The sequence below is a fragment of the Halomonas sp. C22 genome (assembly GCF_007655045.1).
Classification (GTDB): Bacteria; Pseudomonadota; Gammaproteobacteria; order Pseudomonadales; family Halomonadaceae; genus Vreelandella; species Vreelandella hamiltonii.
Window position 1 is genome coordinate 226627 of record NZ_VBVC01000005.1, and the last position, 22508, is coordinate 249134.

Below are 22508 nucleotides of genomic sequence, written 5' to 3' on the forward strand. Positions count from 1 at the left end.
TGTCCTTGCCCGCCGTCTCGCGCTACTGACGTAGCCAGTTGCGCAGTTTTACCAGCATCAGGCCGCCATCGCTCATGGCATGGCGGTCTTCGATCAGTTCCCTCAAGCGGTCAGGATAGTCGGTGATGATGGCATCCACGCCAAGATCGATCAGCGTCGACATCCTGGCTCGGTCATTCACCGTCCAGGCATGGATTTCATAACCATACAGTGCCGCCAGACGGATTTCCTGTCGGGTAATGCGGTTATGTCGCAAGCCCAGCGCATCGAATTGACGACGGTCGAGCGTGCCGGGGAGTATCAGCTGCGCCAGTAGTGTCACCCTCAGCTCGGGCGCCCGCTGCTTGATGAAGTTGACCAGCGCGGGCGACATGGTGGCCATGCGCATTTCCAGCAGCGTATGCGGGAATCCGCAGGCGGCCATTCCATTCAAGGCATCGTGCTGGGTGGCCCAGCAGCGGTAGCGACGATCGTTTTCCTCATCCAGTTCATCCAGTACCGCTTGAGCCAGCGCTTCCTCCTGGCCCGGGAGCGGTTTCATGTCGATCATCAGCGCGGCGCGGCCCTTCACCAGCGCCAGGGTCTCGTCCAGCCCGGCGATTCGTTCGTTCTGGAAGGCATCGCCAAACCAGCTGCCCACATCGAACTCGCTCAGTTCATCGCGGGTCAGTTCGCCAAACTCCCTGGGGTCACCCGTGAGCCGAGCCAGCGTGCGGTCGTGGTAGAGCATGACCTGCTGGTCGGCGCTGAGACGCACGTCCAGCTCGACGGCATCGGCACCATCGTCCAGTGCCTGGCGCACGGCGGCCAAGGTGTTTTCAGGCGCCACCATGGAGCTGCCTCGGTGGGCGATGATGGCGACGTTGTCGCGTATTTCGAAGCTGTTGAGTATCCACCAGGCTTGCAGTGCGGCAATCAGCAAGACGCACACTTCCAATGCCCAGGCCAAACGGCCTGTCTGTTCGCTCCCGGGAGCGGCAGGCCGAGCCTCCCGATAGGCAAGCTGCAAGTAAAGGCAGGCCGACAGCAGCGCATGGGTGGTAATACCCAGAAACGTGATGGTCAGAGTGATCAGGACATAGCCGGTCAGATAGGCCAGCATCGCCGGTACCAGGACGGCACTGTGCTCGGGCAGCCACCATAGCAGCGGCGTGATGAGTGTGTCATAGAGCCAGGTGGTGGCAATCGGCAAGGCAATGATGACGAGCAGTAACAGCAGCACCGCCGCGCCAATGGAGCGGTGCCAGCCCCGGGTAAGGTGCACGCTGCGCTTCAGGGCCTGCAGCGGGTGGCACTGTTCCAGCGCCACCAGGGGCAGAGCCAGTAGCCAGCGCAGATACAGCCAGGCAGCCAGGCTCATCCACAGCAGCACGACCGGCAACGCACAGGCAATGAAGTACCACAGCGCCGGAGGGCGTACACGCTGTAGATAGTAGGGGTCAAGACCGCTGAGCCAGAGGTCGTATAGCCAGGCGATGGCGACCATGAAGGGGGCCAGCAGCAGCAGGTGGGCACCCACCTGCAGGATCACCAGCAGCAGCAGTGCTGGTAGGCGCCGAGTGCTGAGCCACAGGGCCTCCAGTGCCAGGCGGTAGTGGTTGTCCTTGGGCCTGCTGGCCACTTGAAGCATGCCCGCTTGCTGCCAGTAGATCAGCAAGAAAGTGACCGCAAGGCCTGCCAGAAGGGTGAACAAGCCCAGGGGGCTGAACAGCAGCGCCAGCAAGGCATCGTTGGTGACCACGGTTCGGTTGAGCTGCGCCATGAATCGCTGGGAAGCCCAAGCCACCAGCGGCAACACCACGGCCGATGCCAACAGCGTGAACAGCAGGTGGTAGGCAATCAGTGGGCGCAGGTGGTCACGAAGGGTGCGAAGTAGGGCATAGCCCAGTGGCTTGAGCGGCTGCATGGTGTCCGTGGCATGAAAATGAAATATCAGGGTGGCACTATCTGCCACCACTGACAAGTCTGGCGGGTTAGCCGGGGTTAGGCGCGTTCAAGAGAGTTTGAGCGGCTGTTCGGCGACGATGATGCCGTTATTGTCGGCGTAGAGCCATTGACCCACCTGCAGCGTGACGCCTGCAAAGGTCACCGCCACGTCGCGCTGGCCTTCGCCATGTTTTTCGCTGCGACGAGGGTGGCTGCCCAGCGCTTGCACGCCCAGTGGCAGGGTCGCCAGAATGTCCACGTCTCTCACACAGCCATACATGATGACGCCTGCCCAACCGTTTTTGGCGGCTTGTTCAGCCAGCATGTCGCCCAGCATGGCGCAGCGATGAGAGCCGCCTGCATCCACTACCAGGATGGCGCCTTCACCGGGCTCGGCGACGGCCTGCTTGACCATGGAGTTGTCTTCGAAGCATTTGACGGTACGAATAGGCCCGTAAAAGTGATCGACGCCGCCGAAGTTGGCAAACATCGGCTCGAGCACCTTGACCTCGGGGTACTGGTCGCACAGATCGGGGGTAACGACGTAAGGTGTGGTCGTCATGAGGGTCTCCTGTCAGTGAGTGAAGCCGCTGATAATAAAAACGCCCCGACCTGCGAAGGAAGGGGCGTTCGGTCATCGGCTCAGAGTCGCGTGGCGTCTCTGCGATGTTGCGAGCATCGGCGATGGGGCAGTAGCCGTGGCGCTTAGGCCTCTTGGGCTACTGGAATCACGTTCGAGGCGACCTTCTGGTACTCCTCGATTTCGTGGAAGTTCATGTAACGATAGATTTCGCCAGCCAAGGCGTCAAATTCGCCCATGTAACGCTGGTACTCAGCCACTGTCGGCAAACGGCCTTCCACCGCTGCGACCGCTGCCAGCTCCGCCGAGGCGAGGTAGACGTTCGCGCCATCTCCCAGGCGGTTCGGGAAGTTACGTGTAGACGTAGACACGACGGTGCTCTTGGCAGCCACACGCGCCTGGTTACCCATACACAGTGAACATCCCGGCATTTCCATGCGGGCGCCTGCACGGCCGTAAATGCCGTAGTAACCCTCTTCGGTCAGCTGGTGCTGATCCATCTTGGTCGGCGGCGCCAACCACAGGCGGGTCTTCAGGCTACCCGCAGGCTGTTTCTCCAGCAGCTTACCGGCGGCACGGAAGTGACCGATGTTGGTCATGCACGAACCGATAAACACTTCGTCGATCTTCTCGCCAGCCACGTCGGAGAGCAGGCGAGCGTCGTCCGGATCGTTGGGAGCGCAGAGAACAGGCTCCTTGATCTCGCTGAGGTCGATCTCGATGATTTCGGCGTACTCGGCATCTTTGTCCGCACGCATCAGTGACGGGTTGGCCAGCCAGGCTTCCATCCCCTCGATACGGCGGCTGATGGTACGGGCATCGCCATAACCGTTGGCAATCATCCACTTCAGCAGCGTGATGTTGGACTTCAGGTACTCGGTCACGCTCTCTTCGGACAGCGTGATGGTACAGCCAGCCGCACTACGCTCGGCCGAGGCATCGGAAAGCTCGAAAGCCTGCTCGACGGTGAGGTCTTCGAGGCCTTCGATTTCCAGCACGCGGCCGGAGAAGGCGTTTTTCTTGCCGGATTTCTCGACCGTCAGCAGACCCTGCTTGATGGCGTAGAGAGGAATGGCGTGAACCAGGTCGCGCAGCGTGACGCCAGGCTGACGCTCACCCTTGAAACGCACCAGAACGGACTCGGGCATATCCAACGGCATGACGCCAGTGGCAGCAGCAAAGGCAACCAGACCAGAACCTGCCGGGAAGGAGATGCCGAGCGGGAAACGGGTGTGGGAGTCACCGCCGGTGCCGACCGTGTCCGGCAGCAGCATGCGGTTCAACCAGCTGTGGATGATACCGTCGCCGGGGCGCAGTGAAACACCGCCACGGTTCATGATGAAGTCGGGCAGGGTGTGGTGAGTGTCCACGTCCACCGGCTTGGGATAGGCTGCCGTGTGGCAGAAGGACTGCATGACCAGGTCGGCCTGGAAGCCCAAACAGGCCAGGTCTTTCAGCTCGTCACGGGTCATCGGGCCAGTGGTGTCCTGGGAGCCGACGGTAGACATCTTCGGCTCGCAGTACATGCCGGGGCGAACGCCGTTCAGGCCGCAGGCCTTGCCAACCATCTTCTGTGCCAGCGTGAAGCCTTTGCCGGTATCGGCAGGCTGGTCCGGCAGACGGAAAACGTCTGACGGCGCCAGTCCCAGGGACTCACGCGCCTTGCCGGTCAGGCCACGGCCGATGATCAGCGGAATACGACCGCCTGCACGCACTTCATCGAGAATCAGCTGTGTTTTCAGCTCGAAGGTGGAGAGCACTTCATCGGTGCCGTGCTTGCACACTTTGCCTTCATAGGGGTAGATGTCGATGACATCGCCCATTTCCAGCTTGGAAACATCCATCTCTACCGGCAGGGCGCCTGAATCTTCCATGGTGTTGAAGAAGATCGGGGCAATCTTGCCGCCAAAGCAGAAACCGCCGCCGCGCTTGTTGGGCACGTAAGGGATATCGTCACCGAAGAACCACAGCACCGAGTTGGTGGCTGATTTGCGCGAAGAGCCTGTGCCGACTACGTCGCCCACGTAAGCCACTGGGTGGCCTTTGGCTTTCACGGCTTCGATTTGCTTGAGCGGGCCAGTGGTGCCGGGCACTTCGGGCTCGATACCGTCACGCTCGTTCTTGAGCATGGCGTTGGCGTGCAGCGGGATATCCGGGCGCGACCAGGCATCCGGCGCGGGCGACAGGTCGTCGGTGTTGGTTTCACCCGGGACCTTGAAGACGGTCAGGGTGATTTTTTCTTCCAGCGCAGGCTTGGAAAGGAACCACTCGGCGTCGGCCCAGGACTGCATGACGTCCTTGGCGACGGCGTTGCCATTCTTGGCGCGCTCTTCCACGTCGTGGAACGCATCGAACATCAGCAGAGTGTGCTTGAGCTGTTCACCTGCTTCACGGGCCAGCTCTTCGTTATCGAGCAGCTCGACCATGGAAACGATGTTATAGCCGCCCTGCATGGTGCCCAGCAGTTTGACGGCATGGACCTTGTCGATCAGCGGCGAGGACGCCTCGCCTTTGGCCAACGCGGTCAGGAAGCCCGCTTTGACATAGGCGGCTTCGTCGACGCCCGGCGGTACCCGGTTGGTGATCAAGTCCAGAATGAACTCTTCTTCTCCGGCCGGCGGGTTCTTCAGCAGCTCGATCAGGTCGGCGACTTGTTCGGCGGTCAGGGGCTTGGCTGGGACGCCCTCTGCAGCGCGTTCCTCGACATGTTGGCGGTAAGCTTCAAGCACGTTGGGGCCCTCTCATCTTCTTGGTAGTGATCATCAGTGGTAGCAAAAGACGCCTGCACGGTAACAAGGACATCCTTCGATCACATGACATACGCTTGAGAATCAGCGTCTGGTGGATGGCTCGGATTCTACGGGAAACTGTCGACAATGTTAAGAAGTCAGGCGGGATGCCTACTTGTACTTTGTGTTGAGATGTTGAAAGCCGCTTTCCTGAGGGCGGTTTTTTTGATTAATGTGCCGTAAACATGAAAGATTTTTACCGAGAGGCGTGTTTTTAGGTGACGGCTGGTGTGATTATCGTGATGCCGCGTTACCATGGTTGCCAAGCGAGTGCTGGCCTGTAGAGCTGGGTAGCCTCGGCAAGCGTGATTCCCGTGTGGAGCGTGATTCAGGCTTGCTATACATTAGTGTCAATGCATTTTTAAGCGAGGCTGGAAGACACGTTTGTTCCTCCTCGCACCAATCAGGGAACGGACGCCATTGGCGTTTATATATTGTACAATAGTGTGATAAACGCTTGGTGCTGGTGTTATGTCGATACAATTAATGGCGTTGCAAACAGCGGAACATGCGCTGCAAGCGGATGATCTGTTGCCAGAAAGTTTGCATGACTTTTTAGCTTGCCCGACCCCCGATGCCTGGTTGCAATGGGCATTGGCCAACCCGGAAACACTGCTGATCGATCACGCACAGTGTGAAAAAAAAGCGGCTTCCACGGCCATGAGCCTGCTGTATCGCTACGTGGATCAGCCGCTGCTGTTGAGCAAGATGTCGCAATTGGCCCGCGAGGAGCTGCTTCATTTCGAGCAGGTAGTGGGCTTGATGGAACGCCGTGGTGTTCCTTATCGCCATCTGACGGCGTCACGCTACGCCGAAGGCCTTAGAAAGCATTTACGCAGTCAGGATCCTGAGCGCTTGATCGACTTGTTGATCATCGGCGCTCTGATCGAGGCGCGCAGCTGTGAGCGCTTCGCGCGACTCATTCCTTACCTGGACGAAGAGCTGGCCAAGTTCTATCGCACCCTGGTCAAGTCCGAAGGGCGTCATTTCGAAGACTATCTCTTGCTGGCTCGCCAGCAGACCGATGCGCCTATCGACGAACGCATCGCCTTCTTCGTTGCTCGTGAGGCGGAACTGATCATGTCTCCAGATACGGCTTTTCGTTTTCATAGTGGCGTGCCTGCGTGATGCGCCGCTAGCCAAGGCAGGATGTGTAACATGCGTGATGCTCAACAGACAGATCAGTTGACCCTGTTTGGTCACTTCTCCTTGACTCAAGGGGAGGACGTGCTCACTCATTTCAGCTACGACAAAGTCAAGGCGCTGCTGGTGTACCTGCTGCTTCATCGCCAGCCCGTCAATCGTGCCGCCCTTGCGGAGCTGCTGTGGCCAGACCAAGGCCTCTCCTCGGGCAGAACCAACCTGCGCCATGCGCTGCACTGCCTGCGCCAATCCATGGGCGAGCATGCCGATCACGTACTGAATGTGTCGCGGCAGACCATTGCCTTTCATCTGCCGTCCCACTGGCAGGTGGATTTGCATGAGCTGCAGCAACTGCTGGAAGGGCCCAAGGATCTGGAGACGCTGGATGCGCTGATGGAGTGCTACCAGGGGGATCTGATCGAGGAACTGCAGCTCAGCAACTGCAGCGAGTTCCAGCGCTGGCTGGTGCAAGTGCGCAATGAGTGGCGCCAACGAGTCATCCGTTTTGCCGAACAGGTGCTGGAAGCACACGCCGAAGTGCCGGATGCCATGCTGGAAGGACTGGTCAGCCGCTTTTCAGGCTACGGCCCGTTCCACGAGCGCTGGGTGCGGCAGCTAGCCGAGCAGAACCAGATGGCTGCGGCCCACGAGCAGTACAACAGCTACCTTCAACTGCTGGCGCTCTCCGGACAACAGCCTGAGCCCAGTTTCGTGCAATTGGCCAGTTTCTGGTCGGATGGTCACCACGACCCCCGCGCGATGTCGCCACAAGGGGCCTTTTCGCGCGCGTTGGCTGCGGACAGCAAGCCGCTGCGCGAAGATGAGATCGAGCTGCGTCAGCTTTCGGTGATGGCCATCCGCTTGCGCTTGAAGGGTGACTGGCCGGATCGCGCGGCTACACGCAACTGCTTGGCCCTGCAGCTGGAACTGTTGAGATGGTTGGAGCAGCAGTGCCACCATCTGGGTGGTTTCTGGCTGCCGGGGGCAACAGGGGGCTTGGGTCTGGCCTGCTTCGGTACCCATGGCCCCGCCCATCAACTGGCGGAGCTGGTGGCGCTTTATGAACACTGCCGTCAGGCGCTACCCCAGGAGAGCCGTCGCCACTGGGCCGGGGACGCCGAACCGCCGGTGTTCGAACTGGCGGCCGGACTGCACAGCGGGCGCGTGGTCTACTTGCCCGAGCGCCAGCTGGCCGACCCGCTGGGCCAGGTGACGCAAGAGTCTTTGGAGCTGATGAGTGCCGCCGAGGGAAGCGAGCTGGTCATCTCTCAGGAGGCCAGCCAGCACATGCCCCCCGCGCTGGATCTGCAGCCCAGGCTGGTATCTCGCTTGGTGGCCAGCGATGGCCGAGTGCGTTTGCGTGCGCTGGTGCTGGGTCAGAACGAAGGCGGGCGTGACGCTTTGCCGCCGAGCCTGGTGGGAAGGGAAACCTCGCTACGCACCTTGCGCGATGCGCTGGCACGTGCCGGCATCGGTTTGCGGCAAAGCGTGCTGGTGCGTGGTGCCTCGGGCATGGGCAAGTCGGCGCTGATGGTGGGATTCCGGCAGCTGGAGTTGAGTCGCGATGCGGCAATCTGCTGGCTTCCGACCACTCGGCTTTCGGTACTGGACCCTTACGGGGTGGCGCGTTCACTGCTGGCTTGGCACCTTGAGCACCCACCAACGCTCGAGTCGGTGCATGCACTGCAGGCAACGTTGGGGCTCGATACTGCTGACGGTGCGCGTCAACAGCTGCTCGAAGAAGCTCTGGGGGTCCGCGAAGTTCAGGAAATCACCCAGCTGACTCAAAATGGCGAAGCCGTGGAGCTGGTGGTGAAGCTCTTGCACCGGTTGATCGACCATCGTGCCGCGACACAAACGCTGGTGCTGATGATCGATGACCTTCAGTGGCTCGATGAGCCGTCTTTCAAGGTGTTGGCAGGGCTGCAGGCCCGCCTGCCGATCAATACGGCCTTCATGATGGTGGCCAGCCACCATGGCCGCGAACCGCTACCGGTCAAGCTGCACTGGGACCAGCAGATCACCCTGGGCAGGCTGGATGCATTGCAGTCCTCACGGCTGCTGTCGCAGCTTTCTCGTCGCTACCGTATTCATCTGAGCCCACGGCTGCGCAACCAGATCATTGAGCGCTGTGATGGCGTACCGCTTTACATGCAGGAAATTTGTCGACGCCTCGACATGGATCGTCGCGAAGGTCGCAGCGTGCACCTGGACGAGCTGCCCAAGGGGCTGCTGGGGCTCCTGGCCAGCCGAATCGATCAGTTGGAGGGTGATCGTGTCATTGCCCATATCGCAGCGGTCTTGGGCAAACGTTTCCGATTGGATTTTCTGACGGAATGCAGCGGTTGGGAAAAGCCGCGATTGTGCCAGGCGCTGGAGCACATGCGCGCGTTGGAGATCATCGAACCCATCGACAAGGAGGGCGGTGATCACGAGTACCAGTTCAGCCACCAGCTGCTTCAGGAGGCTGCCTATCTTTCCTGTCCTCGTGATGTCAGGGTCAAGCTGCATCAGCAGGTCGTGACCTTGATCGAAGAGCGTTTTCCGGTATGGATCAGTCGCCATCCGGGAGACTTTGCCACGCATCTGCGGCGCAGCGGCCACTATGCACGTGGGGCCCGCTACTTCGAGCTCTCGGCGCGCGAAGCGCTCAAAGTGAGCGCCAACCGCACGGCGCTGCGCATGGCCGATTTCGGCCTGGCCAGCCTGCGCCACGTAGCCCATGAGGTGGAGCGTGAAGTCAGCCTACTGACGGTGCGTGGCCAGGCAGCGTTCGCCCTGGAAGGGCACGGTTCGCCTACGGCCCATGAAAGCTTTGTGAGAGCCCGGGAGCTGCTGCGTCAAAGCGGCGGCGACACCCCTGAAGACCCGGAAGACCTCGAGCAGATTTTCCTGGTCAAGTGGGGGCTATGGGTGGGGCGTAGCCAGCGCTATGCCCACGCCGACGCCTTTGCGTTGGCATCGACCCTGGCGGATATTGCCGCTCGGTTGGAAGACCCGCGCTACCGTCGACTGGCAGATTACGCACGAGCGCACTGTGAATACTGGGCGGGGCGCATTCAGCAGGCCCACGACCATCTGGACGAAATCGATCCGCTGAATGCCACGATGATGATCGAGTGGCTGCCGTTCTCGGACCATCCCCAGGTAACGGCGGCCTGTTTTCAGGGCTGGGCGCTCTGCTTGCGAGGTGATTACCATCGCGCTGAGCGGCATGTCTCGGCGGCCATTCGGCTAGCGGAGCAGATCGGCCATCCCGGCACCCTGGCCATGGCGCTGATGTTTGCAGCAGCGCTGTATCGTCAGTTGGGCCATGTGCATTTGGCGGCCCGGCATGCCGAGCGAGCAGCGGCTATGACAGGAACGCCAGATCTTCAGCTGTGGCAGATTTCCGCTCAGGGAGTGTTGGGTTGGCAGCGTGCGTTGGCGGGGGATCAGGGGGGCTTGGTGCAAATGCGCGACAGCCTGGATCAGATGGCCGAATTGAACGGCCGAGACCGCTTCCAGCGGCCCGTGTTGTGGTACTCCGATGCCTGTATCGAGCTGGGTGAGCTGCACGCAGCCGAAGAGTATCTCGACCAGTGCCTGGTGATTGCCCGTGAGCGCACGACGCTTTTCCTGCCCGAACTGGCCACCCAGCTGGCCCGCGTGCGTGACCTGCTGGGTCACCCTGCCCACGAGGTCAAGGCGTTGGCGGAAATGGCCATTCAGCAATCCCGCGAGCATGGCAACCGCCATCAGGAGTTGGCGGCGCTGGAGCTATGGCTTACGCGTATAGAGCCCAATGACCAGAAAGCGAAAGAGGTGTTTCGTCGACTGTTGGGCGAGGTAAGCCATAGCGATGCGCCGGTGCTGGTGCGCTGGATCAGCCTGCTGGACCGTCGCTTGCCGCACCCGGTGAGCCTGGGAGGCGAGGTCTAACCGGCTGTGGCGGTTTCCCACCAGTAGAGTGTGGCGAGGGCCTCTTCTCGGTCCTCGCCACACACCTCCTTGTCGAAGTCGAACTGGCTGCATACGGCAGGGCGACGGGCATCACCAAAGAGCATGCAGAGATGTTGCTCATTCAACTGAACACAGCGAACGCCTGAGGGCTTGCCGTCTGGCATGCCGGGAATGGGCGAGCTGATGGACGGCGCGATGCAGCAGGCGCCACAGCCCATGCGACAACTGCCCTTTCGGTCACTGGTGATCAGAGTCGTCATGGCGCTGCCTGTGCCGTAGCCCCCTTGTTGATACCTTCGAAGGCTTCCACGTAGGTTTCCTGCTGAGTTTGCTGGGCGATACTGTCGGCCAGCCAACGGGCGATATTTTCCACGGTCGTGGGCGCTGGCAATACGCTGCAGCGGTGAGCGGGCAGGGTGATCGAGAACTCACCCTGTTCGGCTGTGTAGCGACAGGTCAGTGTGGTGGCTGTCTGTTCCGCCACATCGGCCTGTTCCAGCAGGTAGCGGTTATCCAGCCATTCACTCCATTGTGCCTCAAGGGCAGGTTGGCGCTGCTGGTGTTGATAGACATGCAGCCGGGAGCGGTGGCCATGGGCGATACGCTGGCAGTTGCCCAGGTGACGTTTCAGGCCGTGACTGTAACCATAGGATGCGCCTTCGATACGCTCTTCCTGCAGGTTCAGGGTGACACGGGTGACGTTGCGAGGCCGAGCGCGTGTCAGCTCTTCGCTCAGGAGCTGAGTCACCCTGGCCAGCGAGATGTGTTCCCAGGGGAGCAGTGTGAACGCCTGGGCAGGTCCGCGAACTTCCATCGGATAGGGCGTGGCTGTGCGAACGCACAGGCCTTCTGGGCACTCGCTGATGTCTATGCCGGGCGCCTTGGTGGGCACCAGCAGCGTATGATCCAGCCCGTTGTCCAGCGTGCGCTTGATCCAGGGTTTCACTTCACCAAAATCGAACAGCATGCCGTCTTCACCCAGTTCGCCATCCAGATGGGCGTCGACCTGCCAACTGCAGCCGGTCAAGCCGCGCTCAGGGCACCAAAGGGAGACATCGATATGGGTCAGGTGGTGAACGAATAAAGCCATCAATCGAATCCTGCGATCTTGTGGGTTTGCAGCGACAAGCGCCACTGGGGGTGGGTCATGCAATAGGCCGTCGTGGCGGCCACCGTGGCGGCATTGCGCTCAGCGACAGTGGTATGGATCGTGTCGGCATGCTGGGCGACGTGATCCATGGGCTGCAGGTAAAAGTGTCGAAAGTGCAGCGCGGCAAACTGCTCGGGCGGGGCGTCGTGCTGTGGGTACACCAGCTTCAGCTCATCCCCTTGGTGAATGGCCAGCGGGTTGCTGCCCTTGGGGCTGACGCATAGCCAGTCGATTCCGGCGGGCGCGGGCAGCGTGCCGTTGGTTTCCACGGCGACCTCGAACCCTTCGCTGTGCAGCATGGCGATGAGCGGGGTATCGAGCTGCAGTAACGGCTCTCCTCCGGTAAACACCACATAGGGCACCGCGCTGCCTGCGTTGGCTGGCCACAGCTGTTTGATATGCCGTGCCAACTGCTGCGGGCTTTCGAAGCGACCGCCATTGGCGCCATCGGTGCCGATGAAATCGGTATCGCAGAAAGTGCACTTGGCCGTGGCTCGGTCGGCGTCACGCCCCGACCAGAGATTGCAGCCCGCAAAGCGACAGAAAACGCTGGCGCGCCCCGCCTGGGCACCTTCGCCCTGCAGCGTGTAAAACGCTTCTTTGACGTGGTACATCAGCAGTCTCGCTCGGCAAGGGGAGCATACGCGAGCGGATCGGTGGCCTGATTGGCGGCAAAGGCCGCCAGCCGTTCACGGCAGCTGCCACACTGCCCGCAGGCGAGCTGCTGGCCTTCGTAGCAGGTCCAGGTATGGCGGTAATCCAGGCCCATGGCGAGCCCATCACGCAGGATGTCGGCTTTGCTGGAGGCCAGATAAGGGGCATGGACGGTGACGGGTTCGAAGTTGGCAATCTGCGCCACATCGTTCATGGCTTCGACGAAGGCCGGGCGGCAGTCGGGGTAAAGCACGTGATCGCCGCCGTGCGCGCCATAATCCACGCGGCTGGCACCGATATTGACTGCCTTGGCAATGGCCAACGACAGCAGAATCATGTTGCGATTGGGCACCACGGTGCTGTGGAGCGAGTCGGCATCGTACTCCCCTTGAGGCATGGTCAACGCAGCGTTGGTCAATGCCGAGTTGTCGATCAGCCCGTGGATGGCGCGAATATCGACGACCTGATGAGGGATGGCCAAGGACTCACATACCTGACGTGCAACGTCCAGTTCACGACGGTGGCGCTGACCGTAATCGAAGGATAGCGCTTGGACAGCGAGGCCCTCGCGTAGCGCACGGTGAAGGACGGTATAGGAGTCCATGCCGCCGGAGTAGATGACGACGGTGGATGGCGCCTGGGCGCCGGATGATGCAGTGGATGACATGCTGGGTACTCATGGTCGGAGAATTTATGTCGTGCCTGCCCAAGCAGCAGGGCGGTGTTCCGGGGTCCGGTCCGGAAGGCGGGCAGTTTACGCAATGCCGCTCTTGCTGACCAGTGTTCTGGGTGGTGGCATCCGGTGTGCCAATGGAATTGGCGTGATAAGCTACTCATCTACAGCCGCTAGAGATGGACGCATGGCCACCATAGAACATAGTGAAATCGTTAGAGCCTCCCCGGAGCGCGTATTTGACTTGTTACGCCGAGTGGAAGATTTTGCGGATTATTCGGACCTGATACGCTCGATCGATCGTCTTGGCGAAAACCGCTACCGCTGGCACGTGCGGGCAGTGGGCATGGATTGGGCGTTTGACGTGGAGGTAACCGATATCGATCCTCCAACGGTGCTGGCCTGGGAGTCCCTGGAAGGTGTCAGGAACCAGGGGCGCTATCAGCTGCGTGCCGTACCCGAAGGGACTGAGGTGTCGCTGACGCTGAGCTATGACATCCGCAATCGTCTGATGGAAAAAGCGGTGAACAAGGCGGCCAAACCGCTGGTCGGAAAGGTCAGTCGACAAATTCTCGAGCGGGTTGAAGCACGCCTCAATGCGTAAATTATCTCTCTATTCCTGGCGTTGGGCGGCCGCGTTTGCGGTGGCTGCCATGCTGGCCTACATATGGCTTTGGTACTCTCCGGACCTGATGGCGGTGAAACGCTGGGCCGCGACCATGTCTCATCATCCCGTGGTCGTGGTGACGGTCATGCTGACCATGGCGGTCACCCTGGCGATTGGCTTGCCTGGCAGTATTGGACTGTGGTTGATTGCCCCCTTTTATCCCCCCTTGGTCGCTACGGTGATGTTGACCATCAGCAGTGTCGCGGGTGCCTGGGGAGCCTATCTGCTTGCTGCACGGGTCGGCGAGCGTTGGCAGCCCAAGGGGCTGACCCTCAAGGTCATGGACACGCTGAAAGCGCGTAGCGATCTGCTGACGCAATGTGCCATGCGTGTGTTGCCGGGCTTTCCACATTCAGTGATCAATTTTGCGGCAGGCTTGGGGCATATTGCCCTGGGGCGTTATCTGCTGGCTGCAGCCTTGGGGCTGGCCGTGAAATGGGCTGTCTACAGCAGTGCCATTTACGGTGCGCTGGAAGCCATCGAAGAAGAAGACCCGCTGCAGATGGACGTACTGCTGCCGCTTCTGGCGTTGACGGCTTTGTTGCTGGCGGGGGCCTGGTACCGGCGCCGCCTGGAAGCGGCGCGGGAGCAGGCGTGATGCGAAGGCCTATTCGGCTTTGTGCATCGAGGCATCCAGATGATCGACGACCTCGGCCCAGTCGGCATCTTCTTCCACTGCTTCGCGTAGAAAATCCGCTTGGCCCTCGTTCCAGCAGGGGGCGTCGGCCAAGGGCATCTCTTTGGGCAGCGGGGAGTTCCGTTCGATAAAGCGTTCGATGGAGGCTGAATCCGAGCGCAGCCCCAGTTGCTCAAACAGTTCGCTAAAGTGATGTACCGGTTGATCCATACGTTTCCACCTGTTTTCAGAAGGTTATGTTGCACTCCATGTGTTCTGTTTAACCATAGCCGTTCTGTGCCGGGATGCCAGTCTGGCTATCGCTCGCCCACTAAGGGAGTGACAAAGCGCGTTGCCCGGTCTTCGTGAGCAAGCGGCTGCGCCAGCAAATGTACCAGCTTGGTGTAAGCCGCCTCGGGCGTCATGGAGCCCCCGGAAAGCACGCCAGCATCCGTCAGGCCATGGCCCGCCGAGTACGCGCCCAGGTGAAGGGTTCCCTGTGGACACTGGCTGACCGCCGCGATCAGTTTTCCTTCCCCGCTGGCACGCGCCAGTACCGCTAACAGGTCCGGGTCGTCAGGCAGGTTGCCTGCTCCCCAGAGTTGCAACAGTGCTCCCTTGACGCTGTCGTGAGCCAACCAGCTGGAGAGCTGCCAGGCGGCCATGCCTGGCCACAGTGCAATGCGCACTACTTGCCCCTGGGCAAGGCACCTGTAGTCTGGGAGTTCGAAACGGGGGGCGCCGCGCTGATGCATTGCCAGCCCTCGGCTGGGATACAGCACGCAGTCATCGTCTACCCGTTCACCCAGCAGGGGGTAGTTGGGGGAGGCAAACGCGGTCATCGCTTCACAGTGCTGCTTTACCGTTCTGACACCCCGCATCAGGCGTCCCGCAAAGTATATCGCCACTTCCTGCAGGGCGCTCATGGCCGCGAATTGCAGGGCGCCGCATACGTTGTCCAGAGCATCGCTATTGGCTGCCTCCAGCGGTTGCATGGCCCCCGTCAATACGACCGCCTTGTCCAGCCCCTGAAGCTGATAGGCCAGGCTCGAGGCGCTCCAACTGAGCGTGTCGGTGCCGTGCAGGATGACAAAGCCTCGGTAGGTTGCAAAGCGTTCGGCGATGTCGGCGGCCAGCGTTTGCCACGTCGTGGGCGTGGCGGCACTGGAGTCGATCAAGCGGTCATGGCTGATGATGTCGTAGGCAGGCAATGTCTGCTGGCGAGCGATAGGCAGCTGTTGAAGGGCGTTTTGCAACCTCTCGGCAAAGTTGCCCGCGGGCACCAGACCCTCGGAGGTGGGCTGCATGCCGATCGTACCGCCGGTGTAGATGACCAGTACCCGCTCATGTGGGTAGGGGGTGTCTGTCAAACGAGGAGCGTTACTCATGGCCATGTCCTGGTAAAGGCAAAAAAGAGTTATTGAAGGTAGACGCGCAGCTGACCGCCTTGATCATCCAGCTGCCGATTGCGACCTGCCAGACAGGCAAAGCCGCAACAGACCAGAATCAAGCCGATTAGCAGCCAGGCAATGTGCGCGGTCGAGGCGCCCATCTGCAGCATCACACCCACGCCAAAAGGGCCCAGTGCGGCCAGTGTGTAACCGCCTCCCTGAACCAGTCCGGAAAGCTGTCCAGCCAAAGGTGCGTTGGCGGTGCGGAGTACGAGCAGTGCCAGGGCCAGGCTGAAACTGCCACCCTGACCAAGGCCCAGCAGGACGGTGCCCGGCCAGCGCCAAGCCATCGGCGCAATCAACAGCAGCGCCAAGCCGATGGCCGTAGCGGCCAGTACCATGAGGAGGGCAGGTCGTTGGTCCTTGTGCCAGCGGGCAACCCATGGGGCCGCCAGCGCCGAGGCCAGTTGGCTCATGATGGAGACGGCCATGGTCCAGCCAGCGTCTGCTTCGCTATAGCCACGGTCGATGAGCAGGGTGGGCAGCCAACCAAACACGATGTAAGCCATGGAAGACTGAATGCCCATGAAGAGCATCACATGCCACGTCAAGGGTTGGCGTAGCAAAGCGGCAAGCGGCACTCGGAAGGTGGGCTGAAGCGATGGCGCTGCGACGGGGCGTGGCGCAAAGCCCGACCATAGCAGCCAGGCTGCCAAGGCCAGTAGTGACCAGCTCATCAGGCTGAGTTGCCAACTGCCCAGCCAAGTCAGTAGCGGGACGCTCAGTCCTGCTCCCAAGGCGCCACCAAAGCAGAGCGCCATGGTGTACAGTCCTGTCAGCAGGTCGGCGCTGTGCGGCAGTTCGCGTTTGACCAGGGCGGGAAGCAGTGTGCCCGCTATCCCGATAGCACCGCCTGCCATGGCCGACCCCAGGTACAGCAACCCTGGCCAGGGAGCGCCCCGTACCAGCAGGCCGGTCGCCAACAGCAGCAGTGCGGCACTCAACGCCCGCTCACTGCCCAGGCGTTTGCTGAGCCAGGGTGCCAGCGGTGCGGCAAGACCCAGGCACAGCACGGGCAGCGTGGTCAAAATACCGGCAGCGGTAGGCGACAGCCCCGCGCTTTCCTGCAGCCTGTGCAGCAGGGGGGCCACCGAAGACATGGCCGGGCGTAGATTGAGCCCAACCACGAACATCAAGAGGATGAAGCTGACGGCGCGGCGTGTCACCATGACGAGCGCTTATTTCATGTAAGGACGCAGGTCACCGCGTACGGCATCCAGCAGGGTGATGAAGTGGTAGTCCTGGGGCGTATCGATGGCATCCACACGTACCTGGGTGCGCATGCCTTTGTTGATGTCCAGCTTGTCGTAGATTTCCAGGGTCAGCTTGCGTGCCGGTTTGTCGCCTAATGCAATGGCGCCATCCGCCAAATTGAAGGTTTCCAGCAGCGTCGCTCTGATGCGAGTGCTGTTGCCTTCACTCAGCACGCGACGCACGAACAGCCAGCCTTCACAAGGCAGGGAGGCGTTGTCATCGCATTCACGCAGAAACAGTGTTCGATAGCAGGCGCCTTCGTTCGAGGCTTTTTCAGCCATGCTGCGATAGGCCTGAATGACCTGTGCCGAGGAGGCGCGAGCATCTTCCAGACGCTGTGAGATACCCTGATGCTCGCGGCTCAGCTGCTCCTGACGCTGAAAAGTCAGCCACTGGCGATAATCTGCCATCAGTTGTGAAGACGCCATAGTCACTCCATGAATTGGTTCAGCGAAACGCCGGAATATGCGAGGCGATACCTTCGCACATTCCGGTCGTTGGGGCTAGCGGCGAGCGCGACGGCGGCGCTCGCCGCCGTTGTTGGCTTGCGGGCTCTCGGACGCGCGACGGGCGCGAGGTTGACGCTGGCTGCGGCGGCCATTTTCGATGGGTTCGGGCTTGGCATTGGGGTCAGGCTCGAAGCCGGGCTCGACGTGCTTGGGCAGCGTTTGATTGATCAGCCGCTCGATGTTCTTGAGCAGGCCATGCTCATCGACGCATACCAGTGATACCGCTTCACCGTTGCTGCCCGCGCGGCCTGTGCGCCCGATGCGGTGCACGTAATCTTCGGCGACGTTGGGCAGGTCAAAGTTGACCACGTGGGGAAGTTCGCTGATATCCAGGCCACGTGCGGCAATGTCGGTGGCGACCAGTACCTGCAGGTCACCACTCTTGAAGGCCCCGAGCGCTCGAGTACGCGCGCCCTGGCTCTTGTTGCCATGGATCGCCATGGCTGGAATGTCCTGCTTGGTCAGCTGCTCTGCCAGGCGATTGGCGCCGTGCTTGGTACGCGTGAAGACCAGTACTTGAAACCAGCCATGACGCTGAATCAAATGGGCCAGCAGGTCGCGTTTCTTGTCGCGGTCCACGCGGTAGATGGCCTGCTCGATTTTTTCGGCAGTGGTGTTGCGCGGGGCCACTTCGATCATCGCCGGGTTGTTCAGCAATTGCTGGGCCAGGGCCTGAATCTCGTTGGAGAAGGTGGCCGAGAACAGCAGGTTCTGGCGCTGTTTGGGCACCAGGCGCAGCAGGCGCTTGATGTCGTGGATGAAACCCATGTCGAGCATGCGGTCGGCTTCATCGAGCACCAGTATTTCCACGCCAGACAGATCCACGTGCCCCTGCTGGTGAAGGTCCAGCAGGCGGCCCGGGGTAGCCACCAGTACGTCCAGACCGGCTTTCAGGGCGTCTACCTGGGGCTGTTGGCCGACGCCGCCGAAAATGATGTGCGAGCGCAGTGACAAGTGCTGCCCGTAAGCGGTGACGCTTTCACCGACCTGGGCGGCCAGCTCCCGAGTAGGGGTTAGAACCAGTGCACGGACCTGGCGTTTGCCGGGGCGTTTGCCTTGCATCAGGCGTTGCAGCATGGGCAGCGTGAAGCCTGCGGTTTTGCCGGTGCCCGTCTGGGCGCTGGCCAGCAGGTCTCGGCCTTCTAGTACGACGGGAATGGCCTGGCGTTGAATCGGGGTGGGCTGATGATAGCCCTGTGCGCCAATGGCGCTGAGTAGATCAGGGTGCAGACCAAGGTCAGAAAAGCTCATGCATTCTCCGCAGTCGCCAACCCCTCACTCTCTAAGTGAGGGGTTGGCGTCATGTTCAAGATACGAGGATGTAATTGCGCCATGAAGGCGCATCTAAGAATCAGATCGGGCAGCCACGATGGGCGTTCTAAAGCCACGCAGCCATTGCCCGCAGGGCTGCGTGGAAGTGATGGGGTGCGCTTGCGAAAGGCGCTGGCGCCGAGTGTAACACGAAAGTCTCACTCAGCGCTGTCGATGCGGACGTGAATTAGCCGCCAGTGAAATAGCCATTGCGACGAATCTGCTCGGCGATTTCCACGCTCAGCAGGTTCCAGCTTTCACCCAGCGCGCGTACCAGGGCAGGGTAGCCATCTTCTTCCAGGGGCGTTTGCGTAGTGAAGCTTTGCAGTGTGACCAGGCTATTGTCTGCGCGGCGCAGCTGCCACTGCCCGCTGGCTACCGCCATGCCATCGTGGCGCCCCTGGAACTGATCCACCTCTACTGAAAGCGTCAAGGCGTCTGGCAGCGCGCCCTCTGAACGCACCACCTGCAGCTGGGGAAGCTGCAGGGCCAACTGCGCCCGCAGGCTACGTTCCAGCTGACGGCCAATGCCCTCGGCCCACTGGTGTTCACGAGCCTGGTTCAACGTGATGTCGTCCAACTGCATGACGATGCCATCCACGTCCAGATAGTGCGCCAAGCGTGGAGCGCGGATGGCCAGCGTGCCCGTGGGTTGGCTAGGGGCGCTGCTGGCCGCGGGGCTGGGCAGCATGTAGCGAGCTGGGGGAGTGACGCTGCTTGCGCACGCGGTCAGGGCCATGCAGGCAGCGGCAATGATCAGCAGTCGTGTAAAAGGTTGAATCATGATCTCTCCTGTCAGCGCGGGGCGCGGGGCGTCGGGTCCTGGGTGTCGAGGTTATCGAACAGCAGGGCGCGAGGATTTTCATTCAGCGTACGCGTAAGCGGCTGCAGGTCTCGCATCAGGCGGTCCAGTCGCTCGATGGCCGTGGTCAGCTCCTGATAGGCGGGCGACGACGGCGATACCCCCTGCAGTGTGCTGCGCAGCTCTTCCAGCGTGCTGTTCAAATTGCCGCCAATCGCGCGAGTATCCGGGTCGCTCAACAGTTCGTTCATCGAACGACTGACGTCACGCACTTCGTTGAGCACATGCTCTGAGGCTTGCAAATTGCGGTCCAGACCTGCCAGTAGTGGTTCGACCTCGAGTGCGTTGAGCTTTTCCAGCAGATCGGTAATCTGCCCCTGAATCTGGGCAAAGCCACCGGCGACGGTGGGGAATACCGTCCGTTCCGAGAAAGTTTCCGCTATGTATTCATCGGGCAGGTCGCGCTGGAAGTTCAGATCGACGAACAGCGCCCCGGTGAGCAGACTGCCGTTTTTCAGCGATGCGCGCAGTCCCAGGCCAAACATCCTGGTGAAGCGATTGTCCCAATCTTCCAGATCGATATCTGAATTCTCGATGCCCAGCCGTTGTGGCTCGATGCGAATCAGTACCGGTATCGCGAACCGCGCTCTGGAATCTGGCTGAGGCGCGGTAAAATTCCAGGGTACCGCTGCCACGGTACCGATGCGCACGCCGCGAAACTCTACTGGCGCTCCGCGGGAAAGACCACGCACCGTGTCGTCGACCAGCAGCACGTATTCCAGGTAGCGGTTGAAGGTACCTTCGCGGGCGTCGTCTTCATCGGCGTAAAGATTGAAGCGCGCGTTATGCTCAACGGGTCGTCCCATGGGCAGATCTTCGGGCACGCCAAAGGTCACACCGCCGCCCAGCAATGCTTCGAGCGATTCGACATTGACCCGAAAGCCATTGGCATCCAGGCGAAAATCAACGCCGCTGGCCGTCCAGAATCGGGTGCTGTCGGTCACCAATTGGGAATAAGGTTCTTCGATGAAAACCTGGTGATACATGGTGCGCGAATCGGCATCGAAGCGGGTGTCTTCGACGCGACCAACGGTATAGCCCTGATAGGAAACCGGGTCGCCGACGCGCAGGGAGTTGCCCAGTTGGCTGACCAGGCTGATTTGAAGTCCGGCCTGTCCTGCCGTGGCCACCGGCGGCACGTCGCTGACGGAGAACTCCCTTCTCGGTTCGTCCGATTGGCCGGGCTCCAATTGAAGGTAGGCTCCGGATAGCACGGTGCCCAGGCCGCTGATGCCTTCGCGGCCAATGCGCGGCTTGACGACCCAGAATCGGCTGTCCTCTCTGAGCATGGCTTCGGCTTCGGGCTGGATTCGGGCGGTCATCACAGCTTGTGAGAGGTCGTCCGACAGGCGCACGCTTTGTACGCGACCAATCTCGACGTTGCGGCTGCGTATCAAGGTGCTGCCTGCCTCGATGCCTTCGGCGTTGCTCATGGTCAACGTGATCAAGGTGCCACGGCTGGTGTAGTTGTCATACACCAGCCACAGGCCAATGATGACGGCCACGAGCGGTACGATCCAGATGGGCGACAGCCGTTTCTGCCGAGAGGCTTTGGCTCGGTGGAGTTCGTTGTCAGTATCGGTGTTGGGGGTTACATCATTAGCCATCAATAGCGTCCTTGGTGGCCGTCGTGCGGCGGGCAGGGCATGGAGCCGGGGAGTCCCAGATCAAGCGAGAGTCGAACGTCATGGCGGCCAGCATGGTCAGCACGACCACGGCGCCAAAAGCGAGTGCTGCGGGGCCGGGGGTGATCGACATCAGCGAACCGGCACGGATCAGGGCAACGAGAATCGCTACCACGAATACATCCACCATGGACCAGCGGCCAATGAACTCGGTGATGCGATATAGCCGCGTGCGGCTGTTGGCGTTGAGCTCGTCGCTGCGATTGATCATCAGGCATAACCATACCAGCGCGACCAATTTGCCGACAGGCACGATGACACTGGCAATGAAAATCACCGCAGCCACGGGCCATGACCCCATTTGCAGAAGCTGCACAACACCGCCAATGATGGTCGAGGGTGCCGTATGGCCAAGGCTGGTAGTGGTCATGATGGGGTAGACATTGGCAGGAATATACATGATCGCCGCAGCAAAGAGCAGCGCCCAGGTGCGCTGCAAGCTGTACGGAAGCCGTGTGTGCAATTTTTCGTGGCAGCGAACGCACCGTCCATGGCCCTTATCCAGGCGGTTGACCAGCCCGCAGGTGGGGCAGCCCGTCACGTTCTGGCTCGCCGCCGTGGCACCCGTCAGGGTGCCTTCCGGTGCCAGTGGCTCGCCCTCCAATGAAAACCACATCCAGTCCGCGTCGATGGACTGTGTGGTCATCAGTAGCAGGATCGCGAACACACAGAAGGCCCAAAAGGAGATGCCCAGCTCGATCTGTGCCATGCCGGCCACTTTGATCAGGCTGACCAGCGCGCCGATGATGAATACATCGGCCATCATCCAGGGGGTCAGGTGGGCCAGCGAGCGAGCGATATCACGACTCAATGGCAGCGGGCGGGCGCGCAGTAGCCCGAACTGTAGCCAGATGACCCCCGTCAGGTAGACCGCAGGCAGTACCACGATGGTCATGATCACTGCGATGGCCACGACAGGCTGATGAAAATTGATCAGCGCCGTGGCCGTCTGGGTCAGCTCGATGCGGTTGCCGATACCGCCTACGCTGAAGCTGACGAAAGGAAACGAAACGGCCAGGATGAGTGCCACCAGTGAGGCAATGGCCAGTGCCATGCTACGTTGCGCGGGGTAGCGGTGGCGCTTGACCAGCACATGGGAGCATCGTGGGCAGGAGGCCTTCTCACCCGAGCCCAAAGGGGGCAGGGCCGAGACCCAGTCGCACTCATGGCAGGCGCGCAGCCGTCTGCGCTGGACGCGTGCCTCGGGGGGCGTGCAGTCCACGGCGGGGGTATGCATGGAAAGGGTGGGTCGTTTCATGAAAGAGACATCAGGTAATAGCAAACTCTCGATAGTTG

At 60.9% G+C, this 22508-nt stretch carries 19 protein-coding genes; 4 read left to right on the forward strand and 15 right to left on the reverse strand.

The window, feature by feature from the left end:
• Nucleotides 1-22: 22 nt before the first annotated feature.
• The 3 genes from FEU76_RS12130 to acnB all read right to left on the reverse strand — a co-directional run bounded on the left by FEU76_RS12130 (nucleotide 23) and on the right by acnB (nucleotide 5235).
• Entirely contained in the window at nucleotides 23-1906 is a 1884-nt protein-coding gene (locus tag FEU76_RS12130; RefSeq protein WP_446718807.1) for a glycerophosphodiester phosphodiesterase family protein, read from the reverse strand.
• 87 nt (nucleotides 1907-1993) lie between these two features.
• The gene (gene rraA, locus FEU76_RS12135) at nucleotides 1994-2488 is read right to left on the reverse strand and encodes a ribonuclease E activity regulator RraA (RefSeq protein WP_039182167.1); all 495 of its coding nucleotides are present in this window, start codon (nucleotides 2486-2488) and stop codon (nucleotides 1994-1996) included.
• A gap of 143 nt (nucleotides 2489-2631) precedes the next feature.
• Entirely contained in the window at nucleotides 2632-5235 is a 2604-nt protein-coding gene (acnB, locus tag FEU76_RS12140; protein WP_096922897.1) for a bifunctional aconitate hydratase 2/2-methylisocitrate dehydratase, read from the reverse strand.
• A 531-nt stretch (nucleotides 5236-5766) separates the two neighbouring features.
• On the opposite strand from acnB, the gene miaE reads away from it, so the two are divergent.
• Nucleotides 5767-6423, forward strand: a complete 657-nt coding sequence (gene miaE / locus FEU76_RS12145; protein WP_026001703.1) for a tRNA-(ms[2]io[6]A)-hydroxylase — start codon at nucleotides 5767-5769, stop codon at nucleotides 6421-6423.
• Between the two features lie 30 nt (nucleotides 6424-6453).
• Nucleotides 6454-10359, forward strand: coding sequence for an AAA family ATPase (locus FEU76_RS12150; protein WP_144983310.1), 3906 nt, complete (start codon nucleotides 6454-6456; stop codon nucleotides 10357-10359).
• On the opposite strand, the gene FEU76_RS12155 is transcribed toward FEU76_RS12150, so the two are convergent.
• Genes FEU76_RS12155 through queC form a run of 4 tightly spaced genes read right to left on the reverse strand, consistent with a single transcriptional unit; the run spans nucleotide 10356 to nucleotide 12851 of the window.
• Nucleotides 10356-10640, reverse strand: a complete 285-nt coding sequence (locus tag FEU76_RS12155; RefSeq protein WP_052196469.1) for a YkgJ family cysteine cluster protein — start codon at nucleotides 10638-10640, stop codon at nucleotides 10356-10358. The two genes, FEU76_RS12150 and FEU76_RS12155, sit on opposite strands and share 4 nt — an antisense overlap.
• On the reverse strand, nucleotides 10637-11470 hold the full coding sequence (locus FEU76_RS12160) for a 6-carboxytetrahydropterin synthase (protein ID WP_144983312.1): 834 nt from the start codon (nucleotides 11468-11470) through the stop codon (nucleotides 10637-10639). Before FEU76_RS12160 ends, FEU76_RS12155 begins: the two co-directional genes overlap by 4 nt.
• The gene (gene queE, locus FEU76_RS12165; RefSeq protein WP_039182154.1) at nucleotides 11470-12144 is read right to left on the reverse strand and encodes a 7-carboxy-7-deazaguanine synthase; all 675 of its coding nucleotides are present in this window, start codon (nucleotides 12142-12144) and stop codon (nucleotides 11470-11472) included. The genes FEU76_RS12160 and queE overlap by 1 nt, the downstream gene beginning before the upstream one ends.
• Nucleotides 12144-12851: a 7-cyano-7-deazaguanine synthase QueC gene (gene queC, locus FEU76_RS12170; protein ID WP_144983316.1), complete on the reverse strand. Its 708-nt coding sequence runs from the start codon at nucleotides 12849-12851 to the stop codon at nucleotides 12144-12146. Before queC ends, queE begins: the two co-directional genes overlap by 1 nt.
• Nucleotides 12852-13044: 193 nt before the next feature.
• Here queC and FEU76_RS12175 point away from each other — a divergent pair, with 193 nt between their 5' ends.
• Together FEU76_RS12175 and FEU76_RS12180 are read left to right on the forward strand one after the other, a co-directional pair.
• Complete coding sequence (locus FEU76_RS12175) at nucleotides 13045-13461, forward strand: SRPBCC family protein (RefSeq protein ID WP_144983319.1); 417 nt, start codon at nucleotides 13045-13047, stop codon at nucleotides 13459-13461.
• Nucleotides 13454-14122: a VTT domain-containing protein gene (locus FEU76_RS12180; RefSeq protein WP_096922902.1), complete on the forward strand. Its 669-nt coding sequence runs from the start codon at nucleotides 13454-13456 to the stop codon at nucleotides 14120-14122. Before FEU76_RS12175 ends, FEU76_RS12180 begins: the two co-directional genes overlap by 8 nt.
• Nucleotides 14123-14131: 9 nt before the next feature.
• Here the strand turns inward: FEU76_RS12180 and FEU76_RS12185 are convergent, their stop codons facing one another.
• The 8 genes from FEU76_RS12185 to FEU76_RS12220 all read right to left on the reverse strand — a co-directional run bounded on the left by FEU76_RS12185 (nucleotide 14132) and on the right by FEU76_RS12220 (nucleotide 22470).
• The gene (locus FEU76_RS12185) at nucleotides 14132-14371 is read right to left on the reverse strand and encodes a DUF2789 domain-containing protein (protein WP_039182146.1); all 240 of its coding nucleotides are present in this window, start codon (nucleotides 14369-14371) and stop codon (nucleotides 14132-14134) included.
• A gap of 86 nt (nucleotides 14372-14457) precedes the next feature.
• Nucleotides 14458-15528 carry an asparaginase gene (locus FEU76_RS12190; protein ID WP_144983322.1) on the reverse strand — a complete coding sequence of 357 codons (1071 nt, stop codon included), beginning with the start codon at nucleotides 15526-15528 and terminating at the stop codon, nucleotides 14458-14460.
• Nucleotides 15529-15557: 29 nt separating this feature from the next.
• A complete protein-coding gene (locus FEU76_RS12195; RefSeq protein WP_144983325.1) occupies nucleotides 15558-16760 on the reverse strand; it encodes an MFS transporter in 1203 nt (400 codons plus the stop codon).
• Between the two features lie 9 nt (nucleotides 16761-16769).
• Complete coding sequence (locus FEU76_RS12200) at nucleotides 16770-17273, reverse strand: hypothetical protein (protein WP_039182141.1); 504 nt, start codon at nucleotides 17271-17273, stop codon at nucleotides 16770-16772.
• Between the two features lie 75 nt (nucleotides 17274-17348).
• Entirely contained in the window at nucleotides 17349-18605 is a 1257-nt protein-coding gene (locus FEU76_RS12205; protein WP_039182139.1) for a DEAD/DEAH box helicase, read from the reverse strand.
• Between the two features lie 247 nt (nucleotides 18606-18852).
• Nucleotides 18853-19449: a PqiC family protein gene (locus tag FEU76_RS12210; RefSeq protein WP_096922905.1), complete on the reverse strand. Its 597-nt coding sequence runs from the start codon at nucleotides 19447-19449 to the stop codon at nucleotides 18853-18855.
• 11 nt (nucleotides 19450-19460) lie between these two features.
• Nucleotides 19461-21134: an intermembrane transport protein PqiB gene (gene pqiB / locus FEU76_RS12215; RefSeq protein WP_144983328.1), complete on the reverse strand. Its 1674-nt coding sequence runs from the start codon at nucleotides 21132-21134 to the stop codon at nucleotides 19461-19463.
• Nucleotides 21127-22470: a paraquat-inducible protein A gene (locus FEU76_RS12220; RefSeq protein WP_039182132.1), complete on the reverse strand. Its 1344-nt coding sequence runs from the start codon at nucleotides 22468-22470 to the stop codon at nucleotides 21127-21129. The genes pqiB and FEU76_RS12220 overlap by 8 nt, the downstream gene beginning before the upstream one ends.
• Between the last annotated feature and the right edge of the window lie 38 nt (nucleotides 22471-22508).

Excerpts from the sequence above, each read along its gene's own strand:
- miaE (WP_026001703.1), top strand. The coding sequence starts at position 5,767 with ATGTCGATACAATTAATGGCGTTGCAAACAGCGGAACATGCGCTGCAA.
- queC (WP_144983316.1), bottom strand. The coding sequence starts at position 12,851 with ATGTCATCCACTGCATCATCCGGCGCCCAGGCGCCATCCACCGTCGTC.
- FEU76_RS12175 (WP_144983319.1), top strand. The coding sequence starts at position 13,045 with ATGGCCACCATAGAACATAGTGAAATCGTTAGAGCCTCCCCGGAGCGC.
- queE (WP_039182154.1), bottom strand. The coding sequence starts at position 12,144 with ATGTACCACGTCAAAGAAGCGTTTTACACGCTGCAGGGCGAAGGTGCC.
- FEU76_RS12200 (WP_039182141.1), bottom strand. The coding sequence starts at position 17,273 with ATGGCGTCTTCACAACTGATGGCAGATTATCGCCAGTGGCTGACTTTT.
- FEU76_RS12180 (WP_096922902.1), top strand. The coding sequence starts at position 13,454 with ATGCGTAAATTATCTCTCTATTCCTGGCGTTGGGCGGCCGCGTTTGCG.
- FEU76_RS12155 (WP_052196469.1), bottom strand. The coding sequence starts at position 10,640 with ATGACGACTCTGATCACCAGTGACCGAAAGGGCAGTTGTCGCATGGGC.
- FEU76_RS12150 (WP_144983310.1), top strand. The coding sequence starts at position 6,454 with ATGCGTGATGCTCAACAGACAGATCAGTTGACCCTGTTTGGTCACTTC.
- FEU76_RS12210 (WP_096922905.1), bottom strand. The coding sequence starts at position 19,449 with ATGATTCAACCTTTTACACGACTGCTGATCATTGCCGCTGCCTGCATG.
- FEU76_RS12195 (WP_144983325.1), bottom strand. The coding sequence starts at position 16,760 with ATGGTGACACGCCGCGCCGTCAGCTTCATCCTCTTGATGTTCGTGGTT.
- FEU76_RS12130 (WP_446718807.1), bottom strand. The coding sequence starts at position 1,906 with ATGCAGCCGCTCAAGCCACTGGGCTATGCCCTACTTCGCACCCTTCGT.
- pqiB (WP_144983328.1), bottom strand. The coding sequence starts at position 21,134 with ATGGCTAATGATGTAACCCCCAACACCGATACTGACAACGAACTCCAC.
- FEU76_RS12205 (WP_039182139.1), bottom strand. The coding sequence starts at position 18,605 with ATGAGCTTTTCTGACCTTGGTCTGCACCCTGATCTACTCAGCGCCATT.
- FEU76_RS12190 (WP_144983322.1), bottom strand. The coding sequence starts at position 15,528 with ATGAGTAACGCTCCTCGTTTGACAGACACCCCCTACCCACATGAGCGG.
- FEU76_RS12220 (WP_039182132.1), bottom strand. The coding sequence starts at position 22,470 with ATGAAACGACCCACCCTTTCCATGCATACCCCCGCCGTGGACTGCACG.
- FEU76_RS12160 (WP_144983312.1), bottom strand. The coding sequence starts at position 11,470 with ATGGCTTTATTCGTTCACCACCTGACCCATATCGATGTCTCCCTTTGG.
- FEU76_RS12185 (WP_039182146.1), bottom strand. The coding sequence starts at position 14,371 with ATGGATCAACCGGTACATCACTTTAGCGAACTGTTTGAGCAACTGGGG.
- rraA (WP_039182167.1), bottom strand. The coding sequence starts at position 2,488 with ATGACGACCACACCTTACGTCGTTACCCCCGATCTGTGCGACCAGTAC.